Source organism: Cloacibacillus sp., from assembly GCA_036655895.1.
Classification (GTDB): Bacteria; Synergistota; Synergistia; order Synergistales; family Synergistaceae; genus JAVVPF01.
The window spans coordinates 1-23,236 of the sequence record JAVVPF010000030.1; the positions used below are offsets into that span (position 1 = coordinate 1).

21 protein-coding genes and 1 tRNA gene are annotated in these 23,236 nt (G+C 47.2%); 4 read left to right on the forward strand and 18 right to left on the reverse strand.

Annotated elements, in window-relative coordinates; genetic code table 11:
* A partial coding sequence (locus tag RRY12_09760; GenBank protein ID MEG2184953.1) for a hypothetical protein occupies positions 1–180 on the forward strand: 180 nt, incomplete at its 5' end.
* Positions 181–409: 229 nt separating this feature from the next.
* On the opposite strand, the gene dctP is transcribed toward RRY12_09760, so the two are convergent.
* The 7 genes from dctP to RRY12_09795 form a co-directional block, all read right to left on the reverse strand.
* On the reverse strand, positions 410–1,444 hold the full coding sequence (dctP, locus tag RRY12_09765) for a TRAP transporter substrate-binding protein DctP (GenBank protein ID MEG2184954.1): 1,035 nt from the start codon (positions 1,442–1,444) through the stop codon (positions 410–412).
* A 14-nt stretch (positions 1,445–1,458) separates the two neighbouring features.
* Positions 1,459–3,240, reverse strand: a complete 1,782-nt coding sequence (locus RRY12_09770; GenBank protein ID MEG2184955.1) for a cobalamin-dependent protein — start codon at positions 3,238–3,240, stop codon at positions 1,459–1,461.
* 177 nt (positions 3,241–3,417) lie between these two features.
* Positions 3,418–5,058: a hydantoinase/oxoprolinase family protein gene (locus RRY12_09775; GenBank protein ID MEG2184956.1), complete on the reverse strand. Its 1,641-nt coding sequence runs from the start codon at positions 5,056–5,058 to the stop codon at positions 3,418–3,420.
* Between the two features lie 90 nt (positions 5,059–5,148).
* Complete coding sequence (locus tag RRY12_09780) at positions 5,149–5,961, reverse strand: pyrroline-5-carboxylate reductase (protein ID MEG2184957.1); 813 nt, start codon at positions 5,959–5,961, stop codon at positions 5,149–5,151.
* Between the two features lie 108 nt (positions 5,962–6,069).
* A complete protein-coding gene (locus tag RRY12_09785; GenBank protein ID MEG2184958.1) occupies positions 6,070–7,383 on the reverse strand; it encodes a TRAP transporter large permease subunit in 1,314 nt (437 codons plus the stop codon).
* Positions 7,384–7,385: 2 nt separating this feature from the next.
* On the reverse strand, positions 7,386–7,901 hold the full coding sequence (locus RRY12_09790; protein ID MEG2184959.1) for a TRAP transporter small permease: 516 nt from the start codon (positions 7,899–7,901) through the stop codon (positions 7,386–7,388).
* 98 nt (positions 7,902–7,999) lie between these two features.
* The gene (locus tag RRY12_09795) at positions 8,000–9,061 is read right to left on the reverse strand and encodes a hypothetical protein (protein ID MEG2184960.1); all 1,062 of its coding nucleotides are present in this window, start codon (positions 9,059–9,061) and stop codon (positions 8,000–8,002) included.
* 301 nt (positions 9,062–9,362) lie between these two features.
* Between RRY12_09795 and RRY12_09800 the strand changes: the two genes are divergently transcribed.
* The 3 genes from RRY12_09800 to RRY12_09810 are packed head-to-tail and all read left to right on the forward strand — an operon-like array spanning position 9,363 to position 12,252.
* Positions 9,363–10,439 carry an ABC transporter substrate-binding protein gene (locus RRY12_09800; protein ID MEG2184961.1) on the forward strand — a complete coding sequence of 359 codons (1,077 nt, stop codon included), beginning with the start codon at positions 9,363–9,365 and terminating at the stop codon, positions 10,437–10,439.
* Positions 10,439–11,467 (forward strand): iron ABC transporter permease, encoded by a 1,029-nt coding sequence (locus RRY12_09805; GenBank protein MEG2184962.1) that lies wholly within the window; start codon positions 10,439–10,441, stop codon positions 11,465–11,467. The genes RRY12_09800 and RRY12_09805 overlap by 1 nt, the downstream gene beginning before the upstream one ends.
* A complete protein-coding gene (locus tag RRY12_09810) occupies positions 11,464–12,252 on the forward strand; it encodes an ABC transporter ATP-binding protein (protein MEG2184963.1) in 789 nt (262 codons plus the stop codon). The genes RRY12_09805 and RRY12_09810 overlap by 4 nt, the downstream gene beginning before the upstream one ends.
* A 167-nt stretch (positions 12,253–12,419) precedes the next feature.
* Here the strand turns inward: RRY12_09810 and garR are convergent, their stop codons facing one another.
* The 11 genes from garR to RRY12_09865 all read right to left on the reverse strand — a co-directional run bounded on the left by garR (position 12,420) and on the right by RRY12_09865 (position 23,225).
* On the reverse strand, positions 12,420–13,322 hold the full coding sequence (gene garR, locus RRY12_09815; GenBank protein MEG2184964.1) for a 2-hydroxy-3-oxopropionate reductase: 903 nt from the start codon (positions 13,320–13,322) through the stop codon (positions 12,420–12,422).
* Positions 13,323–13,358: 36 nt separating this feature from the next.
* On the reverse strand, positions 13,359–14,393 hold the full coding sequence (locus RRY12_09820; protein ID MEG2184965.1) for a D-2-hydroxyacid dehydrogenase: 1,035 nt from the start codon (positions 14,391–14,393) through the stop codon (positions 13,359–13,361).
* Positions 14,394–14,407: 14 nt separating this feature from the next.
* Entirely contained in the window at positions 14,408–15,430 is a 1,023-nt protein-coding gene (locus RRY12_09825) for a D-2-hydroxyacid dehydrogenase (protein ID MEG2184966.1), read from the reverse strand.
* A gap of 9 nt (positions 15,431–15,439) precedes the next feature.
* Positions 15,440–16,471: a D-2-hydroxyacid dehydrogenase gene (locus RRY12_09830; GenBank protein ID MEG2184967.1), complete on the reverse strand. Its 1,032-nt coding sequence runs from the start codon at positions 16,469–16,471 to the stop codon at positions 15,440–15,442.
* Between the two features lie 42 nt (positions 16,472–16,513).
* Positions 16,514–18,001, reverse strand: a complete 1,488-nt coding sequence (locus RRY12_09835; protein MEG2184968.1) for a tripartite tricarboxylate transporter permease — start codon at positions 17,999–18,001, stop codon at positions 16,514–16,516.
* 23 nt (positions 18,002–18,024) lie between these two features.
* On the reverse strand, positions 18,025–18,483 hold the full coding sequence (locus RRY12_09840) for a tripartite tricarboxylate transporter TctB family protein (GenBank protein MEG2184969.1): 459 nt from the start codon (positions 18,481–18,483) through the stop codon (positions 18,025–18,027).
* Positions 18,484–18,526: 43 nt separating this feature from the next.
* Positions 18,527–19,507: a tripartite tricarboxylate transporter substrate binding protein gene (locus RRY12_09845; protein MEG2184970.1), complete on the reverse strand. Its 981-nt coding sequence runs from the start codon at positions 19,505–19,507 to the stop codon at positions 18,527–18,529.
* Positions 19,508–19,577: 70 nt separating this feature from the next.
* The gene (locus RRY12_09850) at positions 19,578–20,282 is read right to left on the reverse strand and encodes a FadR/GntR family transcriptional regulator (protein ID MEG2184971.1); all 705 of its coding nucleotides are present in this window, start codon (positions 20,280–20,282) and stop codon (positions 19,578–19,580) included.
* A 342-nt stretch (positions 20,283–20,624) separates the two neighbouring features.
* Positions 20,625–20,700 (reverse strand) — tRNA-Thr (locus RRY12_09855).
* Positions 20,701–20,973: 273 nt separating this feature from the next.
* Complete coding sequence (locus RRY12_09860; protein MEG2184972.1) at positions 20,974–21,762, reverse strand: gamma-glutamyl-gamma-aminobutyrate hydrolase family protein; 789 nt, start codon at positions 21,760–21,762, stop codon at positions 20,974–20,976.
* 137 nt (positions 21,763–21,899) lie between these two features.
* Positions 21,900–23,225, reverse strand: coding sequence for a UDP-glucose/GDP-mannose dehydrogenase family protein (locus RRY12_09865; GenBank protein MEG2184973.1), 1,326 nt, complete (start codon positions 23,223–23,225; stop codon positions 21,900–21,902).
* Positions 23,226–23,236 lie beyond the last annotated feature (11 nt).

A 23,236-nucleotide genomic window follows, 5' to 3' on the forward strand; every position in this document is an offset into this window, starting at 1 on the left:
GTTTCGGCCATATTCAGCATCAACAGAGTCGCTGTTTCCTACCAACAAGCAAAGCCGCGCGCCAAAGACGACCTTCGGCTTACAATGGAAGATATTATAAGATTCCTAAAAATGGCGGAGGCCGCGGGACATCAACCCCCCGCTAAACCCGGCGAACATCAAACAATTCTTAAACTGTAATTTTGTGCTTGCAAAACAGCCTGCCGTGACCTTTTCGGCTTCGGCCGCCTTTTCAATGCGGCTAATAAACCAAGTCACTAAATCCACGGCGTTGGCGCCAAGCCGCGGCGCGCTTACCTGCCGTCTACCTACCGCTTTTTATCTTAAGGTACGGCGGGCCGTTATAAACGCACAGAGCCGGGCCTCTTAAAAAGAGCCCGGCTCTGTGCGTTTGAAGCTTCCTATCTTGTTATTTTGAGCCGTCTGTTATTTTTTTCATTTCATTTTTAAAGTCGCTCATGAGAGCTTTTCCCTTGCTGTCATCCAGTTTTTCCCATGTATTTGAGAAAGCCTTCATCATTGGGCGAAGCTGCTCCGGCGTGTAGGTGTGGACTTTTATACCACGTTTGGTCATAAGGTCCAGATATTTTTTGTCGTTTGCCTCCGCGTTCTTTATGGAAAGCGCGGTCTGTTTGTTGACGGCAGCCTGCAGTACCTGACGATCTTCCTTTGAAAGCTTGTCCCATACCTTATTGCTGATCATTATGCCCAAGCATTCCGTATTTTTATTGTAGTTGTACCAATGCTTTATGACATCGCCCAACGCAGTGTAGGCTGCTACGATGGAATAACCCGTATCACCGTCGCATACTCCGGTCTGCATCGACTGATAGACATCGGCGAAAGGTATGGAGATGGTACGGAACTTCGCACCTTCCAGCGCCGTCTTGAAGACGTCCATGTTAGGTATGCGCAGCAACACTCCGTGGTCCACATTTGGATTGAGCGGCTCTTTGATCTCCTTCACCGTCCCCATGCCAACCATTCCTTCAAGATACATACCAAGCAGCTTCACACCCAATTTGCCGTTAAACTGATCCATCATTTTAAAGAACCAGCCGTTCGGGTCGTAGGCTTTAGCCACCTGCTTATAGCTTGCGGTATACCCGTGGATATATATCATATCCATTCTGCTGTCGAACTGGCTCGGAAAGGATATAGCCGCCATCTCTATGGTGCCGCGAATAAGTTCTTCATATACGAGTGAGTAGTCGCCCAGCTGGTTGGCTGGAAAAACGCGTATCTGGACTCGGCCGTTAGTCTTCTGCTCAACCTCTTTCGCTATCGCCCTCATCGAGGTAGTAGCAAAGTGTTCCGGCGGGTTTTGTCCGGCAAATTTGAGTACTACCGGCGCGGCCGTGGCCTGTGATAAGAAGGATACCGCTGTGAGCGTAAGCGCGGCAAGTGAGATGATGAAGAACTTGAGATAACCTTTCCTTTGCATGATGACACTCTCCCTTATTTTGATGTTTCTTTGCTTACTGCAAGCGCCTGCCCCGTCTTCTCCGGGAGAAGCTTCAGGTCAGTTACGACCCCTACTCCCATTGCTTCAAGATCGGCGCTTATATCAACTGGGATAACGCTCTCTTCTATGTTCTGGTTAAGCACTCCGCCCATACAGAGCGGCACCTTATAATTCTGTTCTTCCATCTCGTCTCTGACGCTGCGCGCATACTCCAACGCCATACCGTTGTGGGAGCTGATGAATATTATTTCGACACGTCGTGCGGCGGCTTCGGAGACGACCTCGTCTGGGTTGCGCTCCGCTCCGATGTTCTGCACTACGGCGCCTGCCGCACAAAGCAGCCTGTCTATCAAAAGCAGTCCGTGCTCATGGACGTCAGTTGAGGCGATGAGCGCATTGACCCCTGAAAGTTTCCGGCACACGTCACAGCTTTCGTAATATGGACGCCACAACTCGACGTGACTCAGCGTTCTTGTAAAGATGTCGTTTGGAATCGGCGGCTCGTAAGTATCAGCGCCGGAGCGCGCTCCCGGGTTCAACTGGTCCTCAAAGGCTCTGGGGCCTATCATTTTCAACACGTAGAGCATTTGGACAGCATCCTTAACATCGACTCCGCACTCCTCGAAGAAAGACAGTGCGTCTTTGAATATCCTTTTGCCCTTAGTACATATAGAATGCGCAAAGGCTTTGCTTGCGGAAAAATCGAAATGCGGATGAAGGCCGCGCGCTATTTTTTCAGTCTCACGACCCCAAAGCTGCGCCTCGCATATTTCATCAAGCGACGGCGCGCGAAGCGCCTCGGTAAACGGCACGGGGAGCACCGCATGCCCAGTGGGGCATTCGAGCTGCGTCATGATGTCCCATATAAGGTACTCCGACGTAAGAGAGCGGTTCTTTTCCGGATTCGGATCGGAAGATATGGTATCTCCATAGATCATAGAACCAACGCAGTCATGGTCATGTATTTCATCCAGAGCGAATATCCATCCGGAACGCTTCACAGGATCTGAGATTAGGCCGCCTATGCAGTGGGCGAGGCGCGCTCCCAAAAGCTCCTCCACTATATATTTTTCAAGATAGCCCCACGCGGCGCTCGTCGCACAGTCAAGAAAGAGCGCGCCAAAACCGTCGTCGAGGTATGAATGCATCATAGTTCCCTTGGCGCGCAAGGCTCCCATTATGCCAATTGCCTTTGCGGTCTCGACAGTGGTTATATCCGTTCTCTTCCACATAGGCGCTTCGTGCGCGAAAAACTGGGAGAGATTGCCTACTGTAGTGACACCGGCGCGCAGAGCCGCTACAGCGTTTGTCGTAGAGGCGGGAAAGCCGATTATAAAATCTCCCATGTGCGGCTGTATTGGCGCAGCCTGTCCAACGCCCTGCCAGTCGGCGTCGGTGGCAAGATACGGGCCGGTTTCCTGTATGGCCGAACGGCGAAGAGAAAGCGGAAGCGACATTCTGCGGTCAAGGCATATCCCGGCTCTGTCCATCGTGAAGCCGTTTGCTTCTGCGAAACCGTAGAGCCCCTGCAGCGCCTCTGCGGTGCTGGCCCATGTGTTCATGCCGATATGGGCGTGGTACATGATCTTTTTCTCTTGTACGCAGCGGCGTTTATATTCAAGCTCAGAGGAGACGTCATACTTGTCCATAAATTTAGTGCGCCCGATTTTCACTTCAGAGGCGATGGCGCGGGATTCTGAAAGTACGGTTGCCGCCTTTGGCAGTTCGGCTTCTTTTAGTATTGATCCAATTCGTTCCTGTAATCCTATCAACATCGGGCCGCCCCCATATAATTTAAATTCTTTTAGTTTATGTTCAATATTTTAATGTATTGCCTAAAATAACCCTTGTTATAGTTTAATAAAATCCCCTCCTAAGTTATGCGAGTATTTGTGCATTATCTACAATCCCTTCCGCAACGCTGCCATCTTATACAAAGGGAGCGCACCGATTTATATATTCTGCACAACGGCCTCGCCTGTTATGGTGATTTTGGCAAGGCTTTTTTCGTTCTGTTCTTTACCAATGTATTCCCGCTCTTCCGTTATTGTGACATGCGGCTTTTCAATGCCCATCAACTGGGATTGCCTCCGTAAATAAACGTCAAGCCTCATTTTGCTTTTTGCTGTAATTTCGTAAACGTTCGGCGCACAAAGCTTTGCATCTGGCAAAAAGGCATAATACAGGTCGTCGAAGAAACTGTGAATGATAGCAACTGAACATGAAAGCGAAAGAGAACTCGCAGCAGCCCCTACCGCACTGGCCACACCGGAACCGTGGGGGACTCTGATATCGGCTGCTTTTTCAACGTAGGCAGCCGCCGGCGCCCCGACACATATTTTTTTCATTCCGGTGCTACTGCATTTTTTTGCAAACAGCGCCTCAAGCCGCGTAGAGACCTCATTGCGCACTGCTGAGGCGAACTCCGCGGCGGAAAGCCCCAGCTGTTTTCCTAAAGTTTCTGACGCGATGCAGCTTGCCTCTTTGTTTCCATCATATAAACCGAGCGTACAGAGTGCGTCCGTAGGCGTATAGGCGCAAGAGGCGCCGCCCCTTGCTACAGGCACGGCTCGCTGCGGCCCGATGACAAGGGCGCCGCTCTTTCCATCCACGCACACTAAGCTGTCTCCGCCAAGCGCTGCGGAATATATTTCAAGCGAAGGTATCATCGTCTGATATGAACCAATGGACGCACCCTCCTCGGAAAACACCGGACGCCCTTCGCGTATCAGCCCTATGTCGGTAGAGGTGCCCCCCATGTCCGCCACTATCGCCGCGCCCTCATCTATATCATCTAGTACGGCCGCGCCGCGCATACTGGCTGCGGGCCCAGAAAATATCGTCTCTATTGGAAAGCGCGCACACCATTCTCCGGAAACAAGAGAGCTGTCACTACGTAGGAACATGAGTGGACAGTCAAGATCAAATTTTTCGGCGCAAAGCTTTACACTATGAATAAGATGCTTCGTAGATTGCATAAGTGACGAATTTAAAAATGAGGTTACGGTGCGCTTCACAGAATTTAATTTTGAGTGAGCTATCTCATGCCCACAAGTTAATCCTGCACATCCGATATCTTTTATAGTTTCTGCGGCCTTTATCTCATGTGACGGGTTGCGCGGCGAATAAAGAGACGATATGGCAAAATATTCTCCTACATGCTTTTTTGCAAAGTTCGCTAACGCGCCTATATCAAGCGGGGCGCGTTCCTTTCCCCATCCATTATGCCCACCCATTATGGATAGCGTTGCTGATGGGGAAACAATCTTTAATATCTCGTCTTTTATATGAGGGAAATCATCATAGCCAATAAGCACAAGCGCTACAGGAGCGCCTTTACCCTCAAGCAAAGCATTTGTCGAAAGTGTGGTAGAAATATTGAGAGATATTATATCCTTAGGCAACGCAGCGCAAAGTAGTTTCCTAATGACAGTTTCCACAGAGTATCCATAGTCGTTATGATTCGTGGAAATCTTCGCCGAAGATGTGATATACTTCCCTTCTGTGTTATAAAGGACTCCATCCGTGTTCGTTCCTCCGACATCAATACCTATCGTAAATTTTTTATGTCTGATTTCCTGTTCTTGCCGCATGGTTTCCCCCGAAAACACAACAATTTCATACTACTCAAAACAAAGCCATCCCTATCCAGTCCTATAATTCGAGAGACTGACAAAGAGTGGCTATAATCCGGCACTGTGGTTCTTGTTATTAAAACTCTTTGATTTTTCCCATGCCGCGCGATAAGATTCTTTCACGGCGGCTCTAAAATTCATTTGATCCATAACCCTTAGACTCTCCACTGAAGTTCCAGCGGGTGTGCATGACTTTATTATCAAAGGATGGAGGTCAAGGTCATTCTCTTCCCATAATTTTAAACAACCGAATATTGTCTGAAAAACCATCGCTGATGATGTCTTATAGTCCAGCCCACAAAGGACCGAAGCGTCTATCATTGATTCAAAGAATGACAACACAGGAGCTGGGCTAGTTAGCGAAGTGAAGATATCTATTTTATCTTCAGACACTGCAAAACATTTACCAAAAAGATTTAAAAGCTCCATTATATTTTTAAGTTGCGCCTCTTGGACATTTCCACTGATTGTGATCGGAATCGCTCCTTCCCCTACAGCACTGGGCGGATTAGGTAAAACTCTTGCCACTACTGCCCCGGGAAGTTCTTTTTGGTAGGTGCTGATAGAAATGCCCGCACTTACTGAAATCAATATCTTATTATCAAGAGACGTTTCTTTAAGATCGCAAACTACTCTTTCTACAATGGAAGGTTGCACACAGACAAAAATAAAATCAGACTGCAATACTGCCTCACGATTATTTCTGGCAACCCTCACTCCAAATTTTTCTTTTAATTCCGCACATCGGACGGCATTAGGATCAGCAATCGTAATTTTTTCAGCTATAGACTGTGAGGTATTCGTTAAATGATTGATCAACAGCTCGGTAATATGCCCTGCTCCTATGAAAGATATCTTCATGATGTTTTCTCCTTTTAGTTTAGATGAACTTATGCTGATGCTCCAGCTCTATGCTTAGATTTCCGACGACATCTATTTCTCAGTTGGATAGTAATAAAAATCAAGAAATCAATTTTGCATTAACTGTGGAAGCCACAGCGCTATCTTTGGAAAGGCAATAATTATGGCAAGACCTAACATCTGTAATAGAATGAATGGGATAGCCGCTGAGTATATTTCTTCTATTGTAACGTCTTTAGGCGCAGCACCCTTCATGTAAAAGAGAGTAAAACCAAACGGCGGAGAAAGATACGCGACCTGCAAAAGAACCATAAATATCAATCCCCACCACAGTGGGTTGAATCCAGCACTGGATATAAGAGGAGAGACTATCGGGGCCGCGAGCATTATCATTGCGGCTGGTTCCAGAAACATGCCAAGAACAAAAATAAATAACACCGCTACCGTGAATATAGCCCACGGGCCGCCGGGCAAACTCATTGCGATATTGCTGATCAGGACGTTGCCTCCGATCCCCGAGAATATGGAACCAAATGCAGAAGCTCCAATTATTATCCAACAAACCATAGCTGTTATCTCCATGGTTTCTATAGAAGATTCAAAGACAAGCGTTCTAGTTAACTTCTTATTCAACGTCACCAACAAAAGAGCGCCACCGGCGCCGAAAGCCGCAGCCTCGGTAGGGGTCGCCATTCCCGTCAATATAGAACCTAGCACTATAAGTATAAGCATACTAGGCAAGAAAACATTGCGCAGGGCTTGGATTTTTTCTCTTGTAGTCGCCCTCTCATTTAGAGGCAGCGCTGGACAAAGTTCTTTATTAAAGTAACTTCTCACCAGTATATATAGCGAATAGATAAAAGCCAAAAAGAGTCCGCATGTAATTCCTCCAGCAAAGAGCCCACCGATAGATACACCTGTCACCGCTCCGTATACAACCATATTTGTGCTAGGTGGGATAAGCTGTCCAAGGGTGCCGCCCGCCATAACAGAACCGATGCCAAGCTTTCTGTTATACCCATGTTTCGTCATCTGTGGCAGGCCTATCAATCCAAGCCCAATTACACCAGCCGCCACGACACCTGAGATTGCGCCCAGCATAGCGCCTACAAGTATAGTTGCAACAGCCAATCCTCCGCGCAGCGGGCCGGACCATTTATAGAACGCGTCATACAAGTCTTCTACAACCCGCGCCTTTTGCAGCACGAGTGCCATAAATATAAAAAGCGGTATCGCGATTAGAGTGAAGTTATTCATCGTACCCCAAACCGCCGAGATGGCAAGGCTTACCCCGCCTGTTCCCCATAAGACACAACCAAAAAGCAGTGCGACAATCAGAAGCGAAAATGAGATCGGAATACCAATGGCAAGCGCCATCATAAGCAATAGGAACATGTAAAGAGGCGTATAGTCAAAAACCATAATCAGTTCTCCTCCTTTGAGGGTAAAGAATCTTTTGTCAAAGGTAAAACGATATTTACAATGGACTGAATGGCTACAAAAAAGAATGAGAATGGGACAAACAGTTTAAACCACCATATAGTTGGGTTAAAATCAGTCTGATGAACGGAACGCTCATTAATCAACATGGACTCATAGGCCCAGCCGCTTGCGTAATAGGCAACAACAAGGCACCCACCGGCGATCAGTAAATTAGAAAGAGTTTGAAGTCTAGTTTGCCACTTCAAGGAAACGTATTTCGGAAGGATGTCCACGTTAACATGTTTATTGTTTAATTGACAATAGATTCCTCCAACAAGAAAAAACATTCCGTAAATGAATATAGGAATTTCGTATCCCCATGATGGCATGCTATCAAAGAAATAACGCTTACAGGCTGCATATATTATTAATCCAATTAAAGGCAGAATAATGAGCGCTGTTATGTCGCCTAAATATTTTGAAATACGATTAAATTGCATGGCAAATTTTTTTAACATGTTTTTTCTCCTAATCGTCTTCTATATTAAGGGGATAAAGGGGGCAAAATTTCTTTAAAATAATGCCCCTCTGCGGGAATCAAATAACAGAGTGTTGACTATTTATGCCCCAAAGCCTTAGCCTGGTCTTTATAACCGAGATCGGAGAGTACCTTCGAGTAAACTTTTATAAATGCCTTACCTTCTGGCGTTTTGTTTGCCTGCTCAAGAATTACCTTCGCTCCTATTTGACGAGCTTTAATTACATCTTCCTTAGGTAAGACAATAATCTTAACTTTTTTGTTTATCCAATCTTGTTTTGCGATAATACTCTGCGGTGGGTTAGTGACTGCGGAACGATACCTTGAATGGTCTCGTGCGGCAAGGACTATATCCTTGAGATCCTGAGGTAAATTATTCCATTCCTTGGTATTGACGATAAACCCCTTGTCTTCATTAGAGCCTAGGTGTAGGCATGGTTCCACGACAAACTTGGTAACTTCGTGCAAACCCATATCTTTATTTTCTTTCCAATCAGAGAACTCTGCCGCGTCAATGGTCTTCATTTGAAGAGCGGTATATATTTCAGGAGCCGCAACACTTACAGTATTAGCGCCAAGGGCCTTATAGAACAGCGCCCCAATTCCACCCGCACGAATATTCTTTCCCTTAAAATCAGCCAAACGATTAATCGGCGTAACCGAACACAAAATCTCTGGGGGCATAAAATCCAACGTCCCTAAATAGGTCACGCCATATTTCTTATATAGCTTCTCCTTTATAGGCATAAGTTGTTCTTCCAGGTACATTTCATTGCTAAAATCTGTGATGGGGCACCCCGGGCGATTGCCAAGAATCGCAAAGGTCGGGTCTTTGCTGGACCAATATCCAGACCAAACAAAGGCTGCCTGTACTATGCCATTTTTTACCGAGTCAAAGGAATCATAAACTGGAAATAACACTCCGGCCCCAAATGGTTCTATCACTAAACGACCTCTGGAGGCTTTCTTTACTGTATTACAAAAATCAACGACTGTCTGATAGCGCTCCGTACCCACCATAGAGTGAGTTACTAAACGCCACTTATAGACTTTCTCGGCCGCGTTCGCAGGAAATACCGTTACAACAAGAAGCAATGCCATTAAAGAAATTGTCATAAAACCTTTTAAAAATTTGTTCATATAAACTGCCTCCTTTATTTTTGTGATACGGTACTAATAATGTACTTCCTGTCGTTAAATATGTCATTGGACATTGAAGCACAAAATAAAAAGCATTACTCCGTGTCCGTTGTGCACTTCGCACAAGCCCGTGGCACTGGTTTAATTTTAAATTAGATTCATGTTATTTTGAACAAATTTTATTTTATCCCTCATTTTTTAATAAAATCATTTCTACCCACTTTATTTCTTTTCCTTTTAAATCCTGCGCTGTTATAATATGCAACTGTGTGTCATATATTTTTATATAGAAGGTGTTGCTATGAAAAGCAAAAAATTTCTTTCGTTGATTGCAGCCGTAGCTGTCGTTTTGACAGCCGCCATCTCCGCCTTTGCGGCCTCCGCGCCACAAGGCAAGCGTGTAATAACCGACCAGTTGGGACGCAGCGTTACTATCCCACAAAATCCGAAAAGGGTCGTCTGCCTTATGCACCACGCGCTTGACATAACGCTTGAGCTACAGGCTGGAGACAGGCTTGTCGGCATAATGAAAGACTGGGACAAACTGCTCTTCCCGGGCATCGCGGAGATTTATCCGCCAATCAAAACACTGCCGCAGGTCGGCACACTCACTGAAGTCAACATGGAGGAGCTGCTCAAGGTCAACCCCGACCTCGTAATAGTAACGCACTATTTCCCGCAGGAGACGCTGAAAAAGATCGAAGCGGCAGGGATTCCAGTTGTCGCTATTTCGCTCTATCAGGCGGATTTCGAAGAGGCGTCGAAGCTCAACCCTAAGTTGAAAAACCCGGACAGAGCCTATACCATCGGAATGAAAATAGGCGTCAATCTGCTTGGCGAGATATACAATAAACCAAGAGAGGCCAAAAAGCTCAACACATTCGTTGAGGATCGGCGCGCCCTCGTCGGCGACAAACTATCGGCCATCCCCGAGAATAAAAAAATAACCTGCTACATGGCGAACCCAGACCTTTACACCTACGGCAGCGGTAAATACGTCGGCGTAATAATGGACAGAGCCGGAGGCATCAACGTCGCCCGGGAGATAAGCGGTTACAAAGCGGTCAACATGGAGCAGATACTAAAATGGGACCCTCATGTCATCTTCGTGCAGGATCGCTACGCAGCTCAGGTCATACCCCAGATAACCAAGGGGGCGGCCTGGGCGCAGATTTGCGCCGTCAAAAAACATCGAGTTTACGAAACACCGGAATATGTGAAGCCATGGGGACACCCATGCCCTGAGTCAATGGCGCTCGGTGAATTGTGGATGGCGAAAAAACTCTACCCTGAACGCTTTAAAGACATCGATATCAATAAGTTCGTGCAGGAATTCTACACCACTTTCTACGGCGTCCCGTATAAAGGAAAACATTAATGGGTCTAAATGGCGGCCAAAATAAAGACCGGCTGCTTCAGACGGGGCTGGCGCTGGCCGTACCGGCCTCGTTTCTCCTGTCGTTGCTGATAGGGCGCTACGACATACCGGTTGAGACTCTGATAAAAATGCTGCTTTCGACCGTACTTCCGATAGAAAAAACATGGCCGCAGACGATGGAGACTGTATTTTTTCAGATACGTCTGCCTCGCATCACAGCGGCATTTTTCGTCGGAGGCTCGCTTGCAGTCTCTGGGGCTATATTTCAGGGGATATTTAAAAATCCTCTCGTCTCTCCAGATATTCTGGGAGTCTCCTACGGTGCTGGCTTTGGCGCGGCGTTAGCGATACTGTTGACAAACGGAGGTCTATATCTACAGGCCTCCGCCATTTTTTTCGGCCTAACCGCAGTCTGCGCCGCATACGCAATGGCGCGCCTCTTCAAAGGCGCGCCTGTATTAGTGCTCGTACTCTCAGGAATCATAGTCGGAGCCTTCTTTCACGCGCTGCTTTCGTCTCTGAAATATATAGCAGACCCATACGACAAGCTGCCCTCTATAATTTTCTGGCTCATGGGCTCGCTCTCACGCGTTGCACCAGAGGATCTGAAGTGGAGCGTCCCCGCCTTTATCACTGGCATCACAGCGCTCTACGCCTGCCGTTGGCGCGTCAACCTGCTTGCGCTCGGCGACGAGGAGGCTCGTTCTTTAGGCGTCAACACGACAGTTGAACGTGGCGTTGTAATCTTTATATGCACGCTGCTCTCATGCCTTGCTGTATGCCTCGCCGGAACGATAGGGTGGGTCGGCCTCGTAATACCTCATGTCGGAAGACTCTTTGTCGGATCCGACTACAGAAAGCTCATTCCAGTTTCCGTATCGCTTGGAGGCATATACCTCATTCTCATTGACAACGCAGCACGCGCGCTTACCGCAAACGAAATTCCGTTGGGCATCCTCACCTCGCTAATAGGCGCACCCTTCTTCGCACTGCTGCTAATTAAAAGAAGGGCCGGGTGGCAGGCATGACGCTCGAGGTTCTCTCGTTATTCGCCGGCTACGGAGGGAAAACCGTCATTGAAGACATTTCCTTTAAACTTTCAGCAGGCTCCGTACTCTGCCTGCTTGGGCCTAACGGCGCAGGGAAATCGACGCTGATAAAATGTCTGGCTGGAACAGCCGCGCCTCTGCGCGGTGAAATAAAAATTGACGGCAAGGCGCCGCGCGAAATGGGGCGCAGAGAATTTGCGAAAATTGTAGCCTACATTCCACAAAGTTCGGGTCCCGTATTTCCATTCAAAGTACGCGACATGGCCGCTATGGGGCGTACCCCGCACAAAGGCTTCTTCGACCAGCCGAACCCAAAAGACTACGCTAGGGTAAGCGAGGCTCTTGCGCAGCTTGGGCTCTCGCATCTCGAAGAAAAAAATTTTACAGAGTTATCCGGCGGCGAACGCCAGATGGCGCTCTTTGCCGCAGCGCTTGTGCAGGAACCGCAAATACTTTTGCTTGACGAGCCCACCTCCCATCTTGATTTCGGCAACCAGATCAAGGTGCTCAAGACGGTACGGCGTCTTGCGGACGAAAGAGGCATCAGCGTCCTCATGGCTACGCATTCGCCAGAGCATGCGCTCTTTATAGGGGACGCCGCAGCTATAGTAAGGGACGGGAAAATGTGGCCGCCGGGAGCGCCCGACGAAATAATCACAGAAAAGAGCATAAGCGAATGTTTTGCCGCAAAGGTTCGCGTAATAGAAACACAGGACGGCCAAAAAGTTTGTTTCCCAGACAAAACGGGGCTTGAGTCGTGGTAATGGAGTGCCCTTCCGCAAATAGTAACTTTCCAGATTTATGCACTTCTTACTAAATCATCTGAACTTAATGTGCATCCGTAAAAAGACAGCGAATAAGAAGTATCTTCTTATTCGCTGTCTTTTTCTTTAATTAATAACCTTTTTCAATAGCTATTGAACCATAAGAGTTAGGACTCTACTGATTCTTGCAAAGAGAGATTATTAATTACCTCGTAATAACGACTGATCGATGCATGGTCTAGATTTTCACCACCATGATTGGCTACGGAAAGCATCATTTCTAAGACTTGCACGGAAAACGGAACCGAGCAATTTACCGCCCTGCTTGTTTCTAGTACATTTAGAATATCTTTAATATGCAGCCCTATTCTAAATCCTGGCTCGTAGCGCCCTTCCAGCATTCGGGGTGCTTTATCCTCCATACATTGACTACCCGCGAGTCCTTTTCGTATGGCCTCAAAGACTTTGCGCGGATCGACTCCTGCTTTTTTTGCAAGAATCATTCCTTCTGCAACTGCGGAGATGTTAATTCCGACTATCATTTGATTTACAAGCTTAGTGATTTGTCCCGCTCCGCTTTCGCCTATATATGTAACACTAGCCCCCATCTTCGCAATTACTGGGCGTACCTTTTCAAAGGCCTCTTTATTACCGCCAACCATGATTGCAAGCGTCCCATCTTTAGCCTTTTCTTGGCCGCCGCTAACAGGTGCGTCTATCATCTCTACACCTTTTTCTTTTAAGAGCGCGCAAAGCTCCCTGCTGACAATGGGAGCGATTGAGCTCATATCAACCACAATCTGCCCTTTCTTCATGCCTTTTATTATTCCGTCATCACCGGTAACAACTTTCTGTACATTTGGAGAATTGGGAAGCATTGTGATGATAAGATTTGAAGATTCTTTTGCTACTTCTTCGGGTGAAGAAACGCATTCTGCTCCACAAACGCAAAGTTCCTCTACTGCCTCTTTATTGATGTCAAATACAACAAGAGAGTACCCCGCCTTAATGAGGTTTTTAGCCATTGGTTTTCCCATAATCCCAAGGCCTATAAATCCTATTTTATCCATCAAAATGACCTCCGTATATATTTTTTAACTAATTCCTTAATAACCTTTTTCTATGTCGATCACATTATCAAGTGCTTCTCCAGCCTTAAGCCTACGCAAGTTTTGAAATACAATGTCAAAGGTACGGTCTATATAATTTTCTTCGTCATCACACCCCATGTGCGGCGAGATGATAAGGTTGGGCACAGACCAAAGCGGAGAATCCTTAGGAAGCGGTTCCTGTTCAAAAACATCAAGCACGGCACCTGAGATATGCCCGGCTTCTAGACTGCAGATCAGCGCGTCGTTATCTACTATTTTCCCCCGGCTTATGTTTACAAAACCAGCGCCCTTCTTCATCACAGAGAATTCTCTTTCTCCGACAAAATGGAATGTATCTTCTACCAGTGGGAGAGTAACAACGACGTAATCCGCCGAACGCAACACCTTATGAAGTTCCGACGGGGGTAATATTTCATCAAAATTTTCTTTAGGTATCTGATTTATATCGACACCAACTGTCTGCATTCCAAGCTGTTTCGCGGCCAGAGCAACGGCACTCCCCTGCTTGCCTGCACCAAGAATTGCAACCTTGGAACCCTTTATAACGGAGACAAAATGCCCGTCCCAAAAATGTTTTCGCTGCGCGCATGCAAGTCTAGGCATATGGTTTCCTAACATAAGCAAAGCCATCATGGCATATTCATACGTTTTCGGAGCATGTGCACCTCTGTTGTTGGTCAGTATCACACCTTTGGGCAGCCAATCCAGCGGCAACAAATGTTCTATTCCGGCCCCTATTATATGTATCCACTTAAGACGTGGCGCAAGCAACGCTATCTCTTTAAGCGGAAACATATAGCCTACTACGATGTCCGCCTCTTTTATATCCCGACGGAATTTTTTATAGTCTTCTTCATTCCAGCTTGGGTCATTCTCAAAGCTCGTCGTTGTAATTGTTCTTGAAATATTTATACTGTCTATAAACTCTGGGTATTTTTTCATAGCGGCATCCACGCGTTCCTGTGTCATGCGAAACACTTTGAGGCTGTCCTCCGCCGTCATTACCATGATATTCAATTTCTCATTCAATTTTATCTGCCTCCTTAAAATTCCGTGTCTAGGTTCACGAGGTTTACAAGGGGCTTGCCTTCAAGGTAATTGCGAACATTGCACATAAGTATGTCAAGGCTTCTTGGCATATAATTTACAGGGTCATCAGATGATACATGCGGGGTCATTATCAGGTTAGGCGTCGTCCACAACGGCGATTCGTACTCAAGTGGTTCTTTGTCAAAAACGTCAAGTATAGCCCCGGCCAGCGCTCCAGTTCGTAGCTTCTTATCAAGTGCAGCGGCATCAAGCAGCTGTCCTCGAGAAACATTGAGCAACGATGCTGTCTTTGGCAACCAGCCAAGCTCCCTTTCCCCGATCATTCTGTAGGTTGATTTAGTAAGCGGAGCCGCTATCACGAGGAAGTCCGCACTCTTCAGCGCTTCCTCCAATTTATCGACGGTCAATATTTCGTCACAATAAGGATGCTCTTTGATTACAGGATCTATTCCCGTCACATTCATACCAAGGCGCTTGCCTTGCCTAGCAACCTCTCCACCCTGACATCCAATTCCGATAACGACCAGCTTTTTCCCTTTAATAACGGTGGTAAAAACTCTCTCCCACTGCCCTTTCCTCTGCGCTGTATAAAGCTTAGGAATTGCAGAATTGAGCATTCCAAGATATGCGGCAAAAGTTTCCCCCGATTTTGGCTGATGGACGCCCCTGCTATTAGTTAGAGAGAGTCCCTCTGGAACCCAGGCAAAAGGAGTTATATGTTCCACTCCGGAACTATTGAAGTGTATCCATTTGAGATGAGGTGCATAGGTATGGATATGCTCTGTGGGAAACGTATATCCCATGAGTATATCCACCTCTTTCATTCTGGTAAAGAAAGAGTTTAAATCATTTTCCGTCCAACGATCATAATCATATTCACTGCTGCCCATCGTTACACAAAACCGATCCGCAATGTCACGGTTCCTAGCTATCGCGTCAAGTACCTGTTCTTCCGTCGCTTGGTATACATAGGCAGAGTGGCGGTTATTCATTATGTGTATTTGAAGTTTTTTCACGGGGGACCTCTAAAATTCCATTGATATATCGACGATATTTCTCATCTGGCGGCCTGCAATTTCATTACGGAGATTCTCTATTGTAAGGTCAAGTGTTAACGGAATGTAATTCACAAGATCATCGGAGGAAACATGCGGCGTTATCACCAAATTAGGAGTGGTCCACAAAGGCGAATCTTCGGGAAGCGGCTCCACACAAAAGACGTCTAGTATCGCTCCGGACAATTCGCCATTCCGGAGTTTTTCATCAAGCGCAGCCTCATCAAGCAAAGGGCCCCTTGATACATTGATGATCCCGGCTCTTTTCGGCAGCCATCCAAGTTGCTCCCTACCAATGATGCCCTTTGTCTCTTTTGTAAGCGGTGCGGTAATGGCCAGAAAATCTGCGTCTCTAAAAACTTCCTGCATTTTGTCCATTCCAACAACTGCATCACAATAACGATGTTCTTTACAGTAAGGGTCTATCCCCGTTACCACAAGCCCCATATCTTTGGCACGTCTTGCCATCTCGCCACCCTGATTGCCAACACCAAAGACCACAAGTTTCTTATTTTTTATGACAGTAGTAAAGACTCTATCCCATTTGTGATTACGTTGGCCTGTCATGAGGCGCGGCATGGCTGCGTTCAGCATACCAAGGAATGTAGCAAAGGATTCTCCTGATTTTGGGAGGTGAATACCACGGTTATTGATGAGCTTAATACCATCGGGAACCCATGTAAAAGGAGAAATATGCTCAACGCCTGAGCTGATAAAGTGAATCCATCTAAGATTCGGGGCGTAGCCTGCTATATTTTCAGTAGGAAAACTATACCCGACAAGAATATCTGCCGTGCTCATATAGCTATAATACTCATTGAAATCCTCATCTGTCCATTTCTCAAGCTCGTCATAACCGCTACTGCCAATTGTTATGTACAGCTGCTCGGCAAAATCAGCGTTTCTCTTAAGCAGGTCATCAATTTGCCCCTGCGTTGCTTTAAAAACTTCGACAGAACTTCTGCTGTTTTCAATATGGATATGAACTTTACCGTCTTTCATGATGACGTCTCCCCCTTTGCAGTCTAACGTTCCACAATCACGCTAAGCCATTGCTGTTTTATAGATTTTTTTCAAAACTGGATATACCCAAATCAATATTGCAACCACGGCGAGTGAACCCGCTATAGGACGGTTAAAGAAGTCAACTATATTTCCATTCGACTTGACCATGGAAATAATGAAGTTCTTTTCCATAAGGTTTCCAAGCACAATCGCCAGCAACATAGGAGAAATCGGAAAGTTGTTTTCTTCCATAATATATCCCAGCAATCCAAAAAACAGCATTACGGCAACCCCGAAGAGGCTATTGTTTATTGAAAAGGCACCGACAATACAGAATACAAGGATCACCGGAAGAAGTACGAACGGAGGGATCCGTAGAATATGACGAAATGTCTTTATAGAAAAATATCCCAATACGAGCATCATTATATTCGCAATAGCAAAACAGATGAATACACTATAGATAATCTCAGGATGATCTAAGAACGCAGTGGGGCCCGGTTTAAGATCCTTTATATAGAGGATTCCTATAACCATTGCCGTTGTTACATCTCCAGGGATGCCAAAAACAAAGGCTGGAATCCAGGCCGAAGCAAGAGCAGAGTTGTTGGCCGATGTACTTTCAATGATACCTTCCATATGTCCAGTACCAAATTTTTCAGGAGTTTTTGAGAATTTCTTGCTGATGGCGTAGGCCAACCACGCCGCAATATCGGCCCCTGCTCCAGGAAGAGCTCCGACAACAACTCCTATAATATTGCCGCGAAAGAAGTTAGGAAGATGAGCACGCCATAGAGGAAATATCCCTTTATATATATGGCCGATTTTGCCATCATAAGCCGTCGATGGCGGAGTCGTCGAGCTAACGCGCCGCATAATTTCTGAGACAGCGAAAAGCCCTATGAGAACGGGGATAACATGGATACCAGCGAGCAGTTCTGTACTGCCGAAGGTAAATCTCGGCTGTCCTGTTATAGAATCGTATCCAATGGTAGTTATGAAAAGCCCTAAAAATAGTGAGGCAATACCCTTGATGGTGTCCTGCGACGTCATAAATGTAGCACATGTTAGCCCCAGACACGCAAGCCAAAAATATTCATAGGTACTAAAATTCAATGCAACTTCAGCAAGAACAGGGGCGGCACACATAAGAGCAACCAGTCCAAAAAGCCCTCCTATCGCCGAGAAGAAACAGTTGGCGCCAAGTACCATTTCTGCCTTTCCCTGTTGAGTAAGTTTATAGGAATCGTCGGTGTAAGCACCCGATGCGGGAGTCCCAGGGATTCGCAGTAACGTTCCAGGAATATCGCCGGCAAATACAGCCATTGCGTCGCAGGCAATAATTGCAGCAAGGGCCGGAACAGGATCAAGAAATATTGCGATCGGCATAATAAGGGATACCGCCATAACTGCGGTAAGTCCGGGAATGGCTCCAATAACTATTCCATAAATAGACGACGCAAGCATTACCAATAATACTTCTGGCTTGAAAACTATATTGACGGCCTGAAAAAGAATATCCAGCATAATATATTTCCCCCTATTCCAAACTACAGGCCAATAAATCCGGCAGGAAGCGGAACCAACATTATTTTAGAGAAGAATACATAAATCAATAATGAGCTTGCAACGGCCACTATGAATGAAGATTTTAATTTTCTTCTAAGCCACCATATTGTAAATGTAATCATGATGATAACAGTGGGGACAAAGCCCAATAGGGTGGAGACCAACATATAAAAAACTAAATTTGCCGGAATAAGGCAGATATTAGCGACAAGAGTAGGTGATTTTGTCCATTCACCGAGCACTACTAATTTATCCTTTGTTTTCAGCCCTCTTAAAATAAGCATAACTCCGCACCCAAGAATAAATACCGCGGCCACCGCCGGAAAAAACCCGGATCCGTACGCGTATCCCGGTAAAGAGGGAAGGGATCGAGCATAAACCAATACAAATAAAGAGAAACATACTAACACCATGCCAAATATTTTATCGCTGATTTTCATCGTATTCCCTTCCCTTTCTATTTCCTGTATTTAGTAAAGTTATTTATTTTACGATGCCTACAGATTTCATAACCTTACCGTAGTTCTCGTCCATTTCTTTGAGAAACTGCTTAAATTCATCAGGTCCAAGATAGGCAGGGGTTTTTCCAGCTTTTTTCATGGTATCCTGGAATTCTTTTGACTCCCAGACCTTCTTGATTGTGTCACCAAGGTTTTTCTTCATTTCCTTTGATAGCCCTGCGGGGGCGGCAATACCGCTCCATGAATCAAGCTGCCATTTTGAGCCGGTAGCCTCTTTAAGGGTAGGGATTTTCGGCCATTCGGCAACGCGGGTTTTTGTGATCGTTACGAGCGGGCGCACCTTTTTTGCATTAACCAGCGGGCCGGCCTCGTTAGGAGAGCAAACAACAAAATCAAGGCCGCCTGCGGCAAGATCCTGAAGCGACGGTGCGGCGCCGTCATTAGGAACCCAAACAACATCGTTTGCCTTGAGTCCTTCAGCCTGTAGCATACCCGCTGCGCAGAGATGCCATATTCCGCCATGAGACGCTCCCGATGCTTTTAATTTTCCAGGGGTCTTCTTAATAACGGCTATAAGCTCCTTCATATCTTTATAAGGTGCATCTTCTTTGACAAAGACAGCTCCTCCGACAGAAACTATCAAGGCAATTGGCGTCAGATCTTTATAAGTTAGACTTGTTAGTCCAGACCAATGCATCATATTAAGTTCACATTCGATATCTCCCAGAGTATACCCATCAGGAGCGCCTTTTGCGATGGCGGTATGTCCTACTACACCTTGGCCGCCCGTACGGTTAATGCTGTTGACACGGACGCCAAGAATATCGCCCATAATTTTTGCCACAAGTCGGGCGTTAAAATCCGTCCCCCCTCCGGTGGCAAAGGGGATCAACATGGTAAATGGCTTCTCTTTAGGCCACGTGGCCGCTTGAGCAGGAACACCTACCGAAATACAAGAGCAAAACATAACTATCGCCAACATCACCGCTAACTTCTTAAACATGAACACGACCTCCTTATTATGTTTATCGGGAAAATGTCTCTTCCCGTAAAAACCTGCACAATAAAAGCTCTTACTTAACATATTTAGCCAGATGGTGCTCGGCAAAATAACCTGCCTTTTTGGGATCTCTTTCCTTGATCGCCTCCAAAATTTTCCTATGTGCTACAACGGTACTTTCAAGCAACCCCAGGTCCTCTTTATATCGGCGCCACATATGGACATTAGCCTTCATCAGAAGATTTTTGCTTACATTTAAAATTTCCTCGTTGTTCGTCGCCTCAGCTATAGCCATATGAAAGGCGCCGTCAATATCAAGAAAAAGTTCAATATTGTTATCTTCCAACGCTTTCATAGAAGCCTCTAGCAAATCCTCCATCTTTGTTATCTGTTCTGGCTCTGCACGCCTCGCCGCCATCACAGCAACAGAAGGCTCCAATACCATGCGAGCTTCAAGAGCTTCAAAGGACCCGTTTACTCGTTCGGTGTCTTCGAGGAATTTCTCTAAAATTCCTCTTGGCCCAAATCTACCAAACAGGGCATCTTCCGTTACATATGTACCTTCTCCTGGAACTCTTACAATAATCCCCATCAATTCCAACGCAGACAACGCTTCGCGAACAGACGTCCTACTGATGTCGCTCTGTTTTACAATATCAAGCTCGTTAGGAAGCTTATCTCCGGGCTTAAGCGCTCCTTCTTCAAGCAGAGATAGAATCCTTTTTACAATTATTGCTGGCTTTTTAGTTGAATCTTGTTTCGAAAATAAGTCTGCCATGTGGCCTCTCTTTTCTGTATTATATACTCTATAATATGTATGACATATTATGTGGGTAATATAGCGCCTACATAAATTTTGTCAAGTCTGTTTCCAATTTCACCTGTTGAAGATTTTTAGTATAAAAATAGTCATGAAGTTATCCTGAGCTCTGGTTGCTACCTATTTTTATTTCCCATTCTATTTATTAAAATCGTCTTCTAAACCACATCTCAAAGCCGCACAATACAGGAATACATGCCACTTATGCTTGTCATGATCTATAAAAAACCAAACTGCAGAAGCATCAAGCCCCCGCTTTCGCGGGGGCTATCTATACTGTTGGGAAATATATTCTAAAAATGGAGCCGGCGAGGGGATTCGAACCTCCGACCTGCTGATTACAAGTCAGCTGCTCTACCAGCTGAGCTACACCGGCAATTCTGGTATGGCACGTCAAACGAGCCGAAAAATATTATACATGATTATGAGGCTTTGTCAAATTCCCAAGGCCGCGCAATTGGGGCTGTCAGCAGATTATATAGGACGCTTGAGGCAGAGACACAAAGAGGAGGTTTGACAGCCGCGGTTCGGCTGGTTCCTCCTCTTGATTTATGTATTCTCTTTCGTTGAGCATATTGTAATATGCGCTGTTTTTTGCGGTTATGGTAGTTTTGCTTTATCTTTGGTGATGAAAATTACCGGTCAGCCATCAGCCTTTTGCTTTTTTTATGAGCGCGGCGAATATCTCGGCCTGTACAGGGTCCTCTTCAAAGAGACATTCGGGATGCCACTGGACGGCCGCGGCAAATTTATATTCGGGAGCCCATATAGCCTCTATGAGGCCGTCTTCCGTCACTGCCGCGATCTCTGCTTTGCGCGCCAGTTTGTCTATGGCCTGATGGTGCATGGAGTTGACGCGCATCGTATCGCCCTTCGCCGACGGAAAGAGCCACGGCGCCTTTATTATGACGTCGTGGACGTAGCCCCTTATGACGTCGGAGCGTTTGTGCAGTATCCATTCAGGTTTGAGGTCGGGCATGTGCTGGATGAGCGTGCCTCCGAGCGCCACGTTGAGCAGCTGGCAGCCGCGGCAGATGCCAAGCACCGGCTTGTTTTTCTCAAGCGCCTCGCGGCAGAGCGCAAGCTCAAAGCGGTCGCGTTCTATGTATGGGCTGACCGCGCCTTTATTTTCGCAGCCGTAGAAGGCGGGCGCTATGTCGCTTCCTCCCGCAAACAGTACGCCGTCGAGCTTTGAGGCAAGCGTCTTCAGTTCGCGCGGATCTTCTGTCGGCGAAAGCAACAGCGGAAGGCCTCCCGCGGCGCGTACTCCGGAGATTATTTTTTCCGTCAGGCGCGAGAGCAGCCAGAAATATTCAAGGACGTCGCTTTCGACCTCTGAAAGAGCCTTCGAGGCGAAGGCGTGTCTGAATGGGGCGGTGGCAATTCCAATAAGCGGTTTCATCGTCTCATCACTCTCCAGTCTTTCTGCTCTTTCCATTTCTATCATTCCTTTTTCAATTATAGTATCCGCCGCGCCTCACGCCAAGTGATATATGGCGGGGCGTATGCGCGAAGAAAAAGCGAAAAACCGGATGCGGCGCATAACTTCCGCAGCGCCACGCGCCCAGCGCCCCGTTAGGGGCGCAGGTTGCGGCCGATGCAGTAATATTCAAATCCAAGCGCCAGCATTTTTTCCGGGTCGCAGATGTTGCGGCCGTCAAAGACGATTTTGCGCGTCATCAGCGCGCCGAGCTTTTCCCAGTCGGCCTCTTTGAACTGCGGCCATTCGGTCACTATGACGGCGCAGTCCGCGCCCGTCACCAGCTCTTCTATACCGTCCGCGTAGTCTATGTTTTCATGAAGCCTGCGGCGCGCTTCGTCCATCGCTATAGGGTCGTAGGCGGTAACTTCGGCGCCGCAGTTGAGCAGGCCGCGAATGAGGTTGATTGAGGGCGCCTCGCGCATGTCGTCGGTGTGCGGCTTGAAGGCGAGGCCCATTATTGCGGCGCGCAGCCCTTCCATGTCGCTGCCGAAACGGTCGCGCATCATTATCTGGAGCTGCTCCTTCTGCTTGCGGTTGACTTTACTGACGGCGGAGGCCATCGTCATGTCGAGGCCCTGGCTTTCGCCGATGCAGCAGAGGGCGCGCACGTCTTTCGGGAAGCACGAACCGCCGTAACCGCAGCCGGCGTTGAGGAAGAACTCGCCTATGCGGCGGTCCGAGGCCATTCCGCGTTTGACGGAGAGCACATCGGCGCCGACTTTGTCGCAGAGCTGCGCTATTTCGTTCATGAAGCTGATCCTCGCGGCGAGCATTGTGTTTGCCGCGTATTTTGTGATTTCGGCTGAGGCCGGGTCCATGAAGATTATTTTGTCGTCGGCGGCAAATCCGCGGTATAGCTCGCGCATTGCGGCGCGCGCCTCTTCGCTTGCGGCGCCCACGACGACGCGGTCTGGGTGCAGGCAGTCCTCTATGGCCATGCCCTCTTTGAGGAATTCGGGGTTCGAAAGTATCTCCAGGTTCAGATCTTCCATGCCGCGTTCGCGGAGGTGGGTCTTTATGCGTTTGCAAAGCAGCGTGCCGGTGCCTACTGGAACGGTGGATTTCACGACGATGTAGCATGAGTGCGAGAGTACGCCGCCTATTTCGTCCATCGCGGCAAGCACCTGCGCCAGGTCCGCGCTTCCGTCGTCCGCCGGGGGCGTGCCTACCGCGATGAAGCAGAGGCGCGCACCGGGCAGTCCCTCTTTGACGCTGGTTGAAAAGCAAAGACGTCCCGCGTCGCTGTTTTTCTTTATAAGTTCGTCAAGCCCTGGCTCATAGATGGGGCTTATACCCTCTCTGAGTTTTTTTATGCGCTCTTCGTCGATGTCGATGCAGCAGACGTCATGCCCCATTTCTGCAAAGCAGGCGCCGGTGACGAGCCCAACATATCCTGTTCCAACTACACAGATTTTCATTTTATATTACC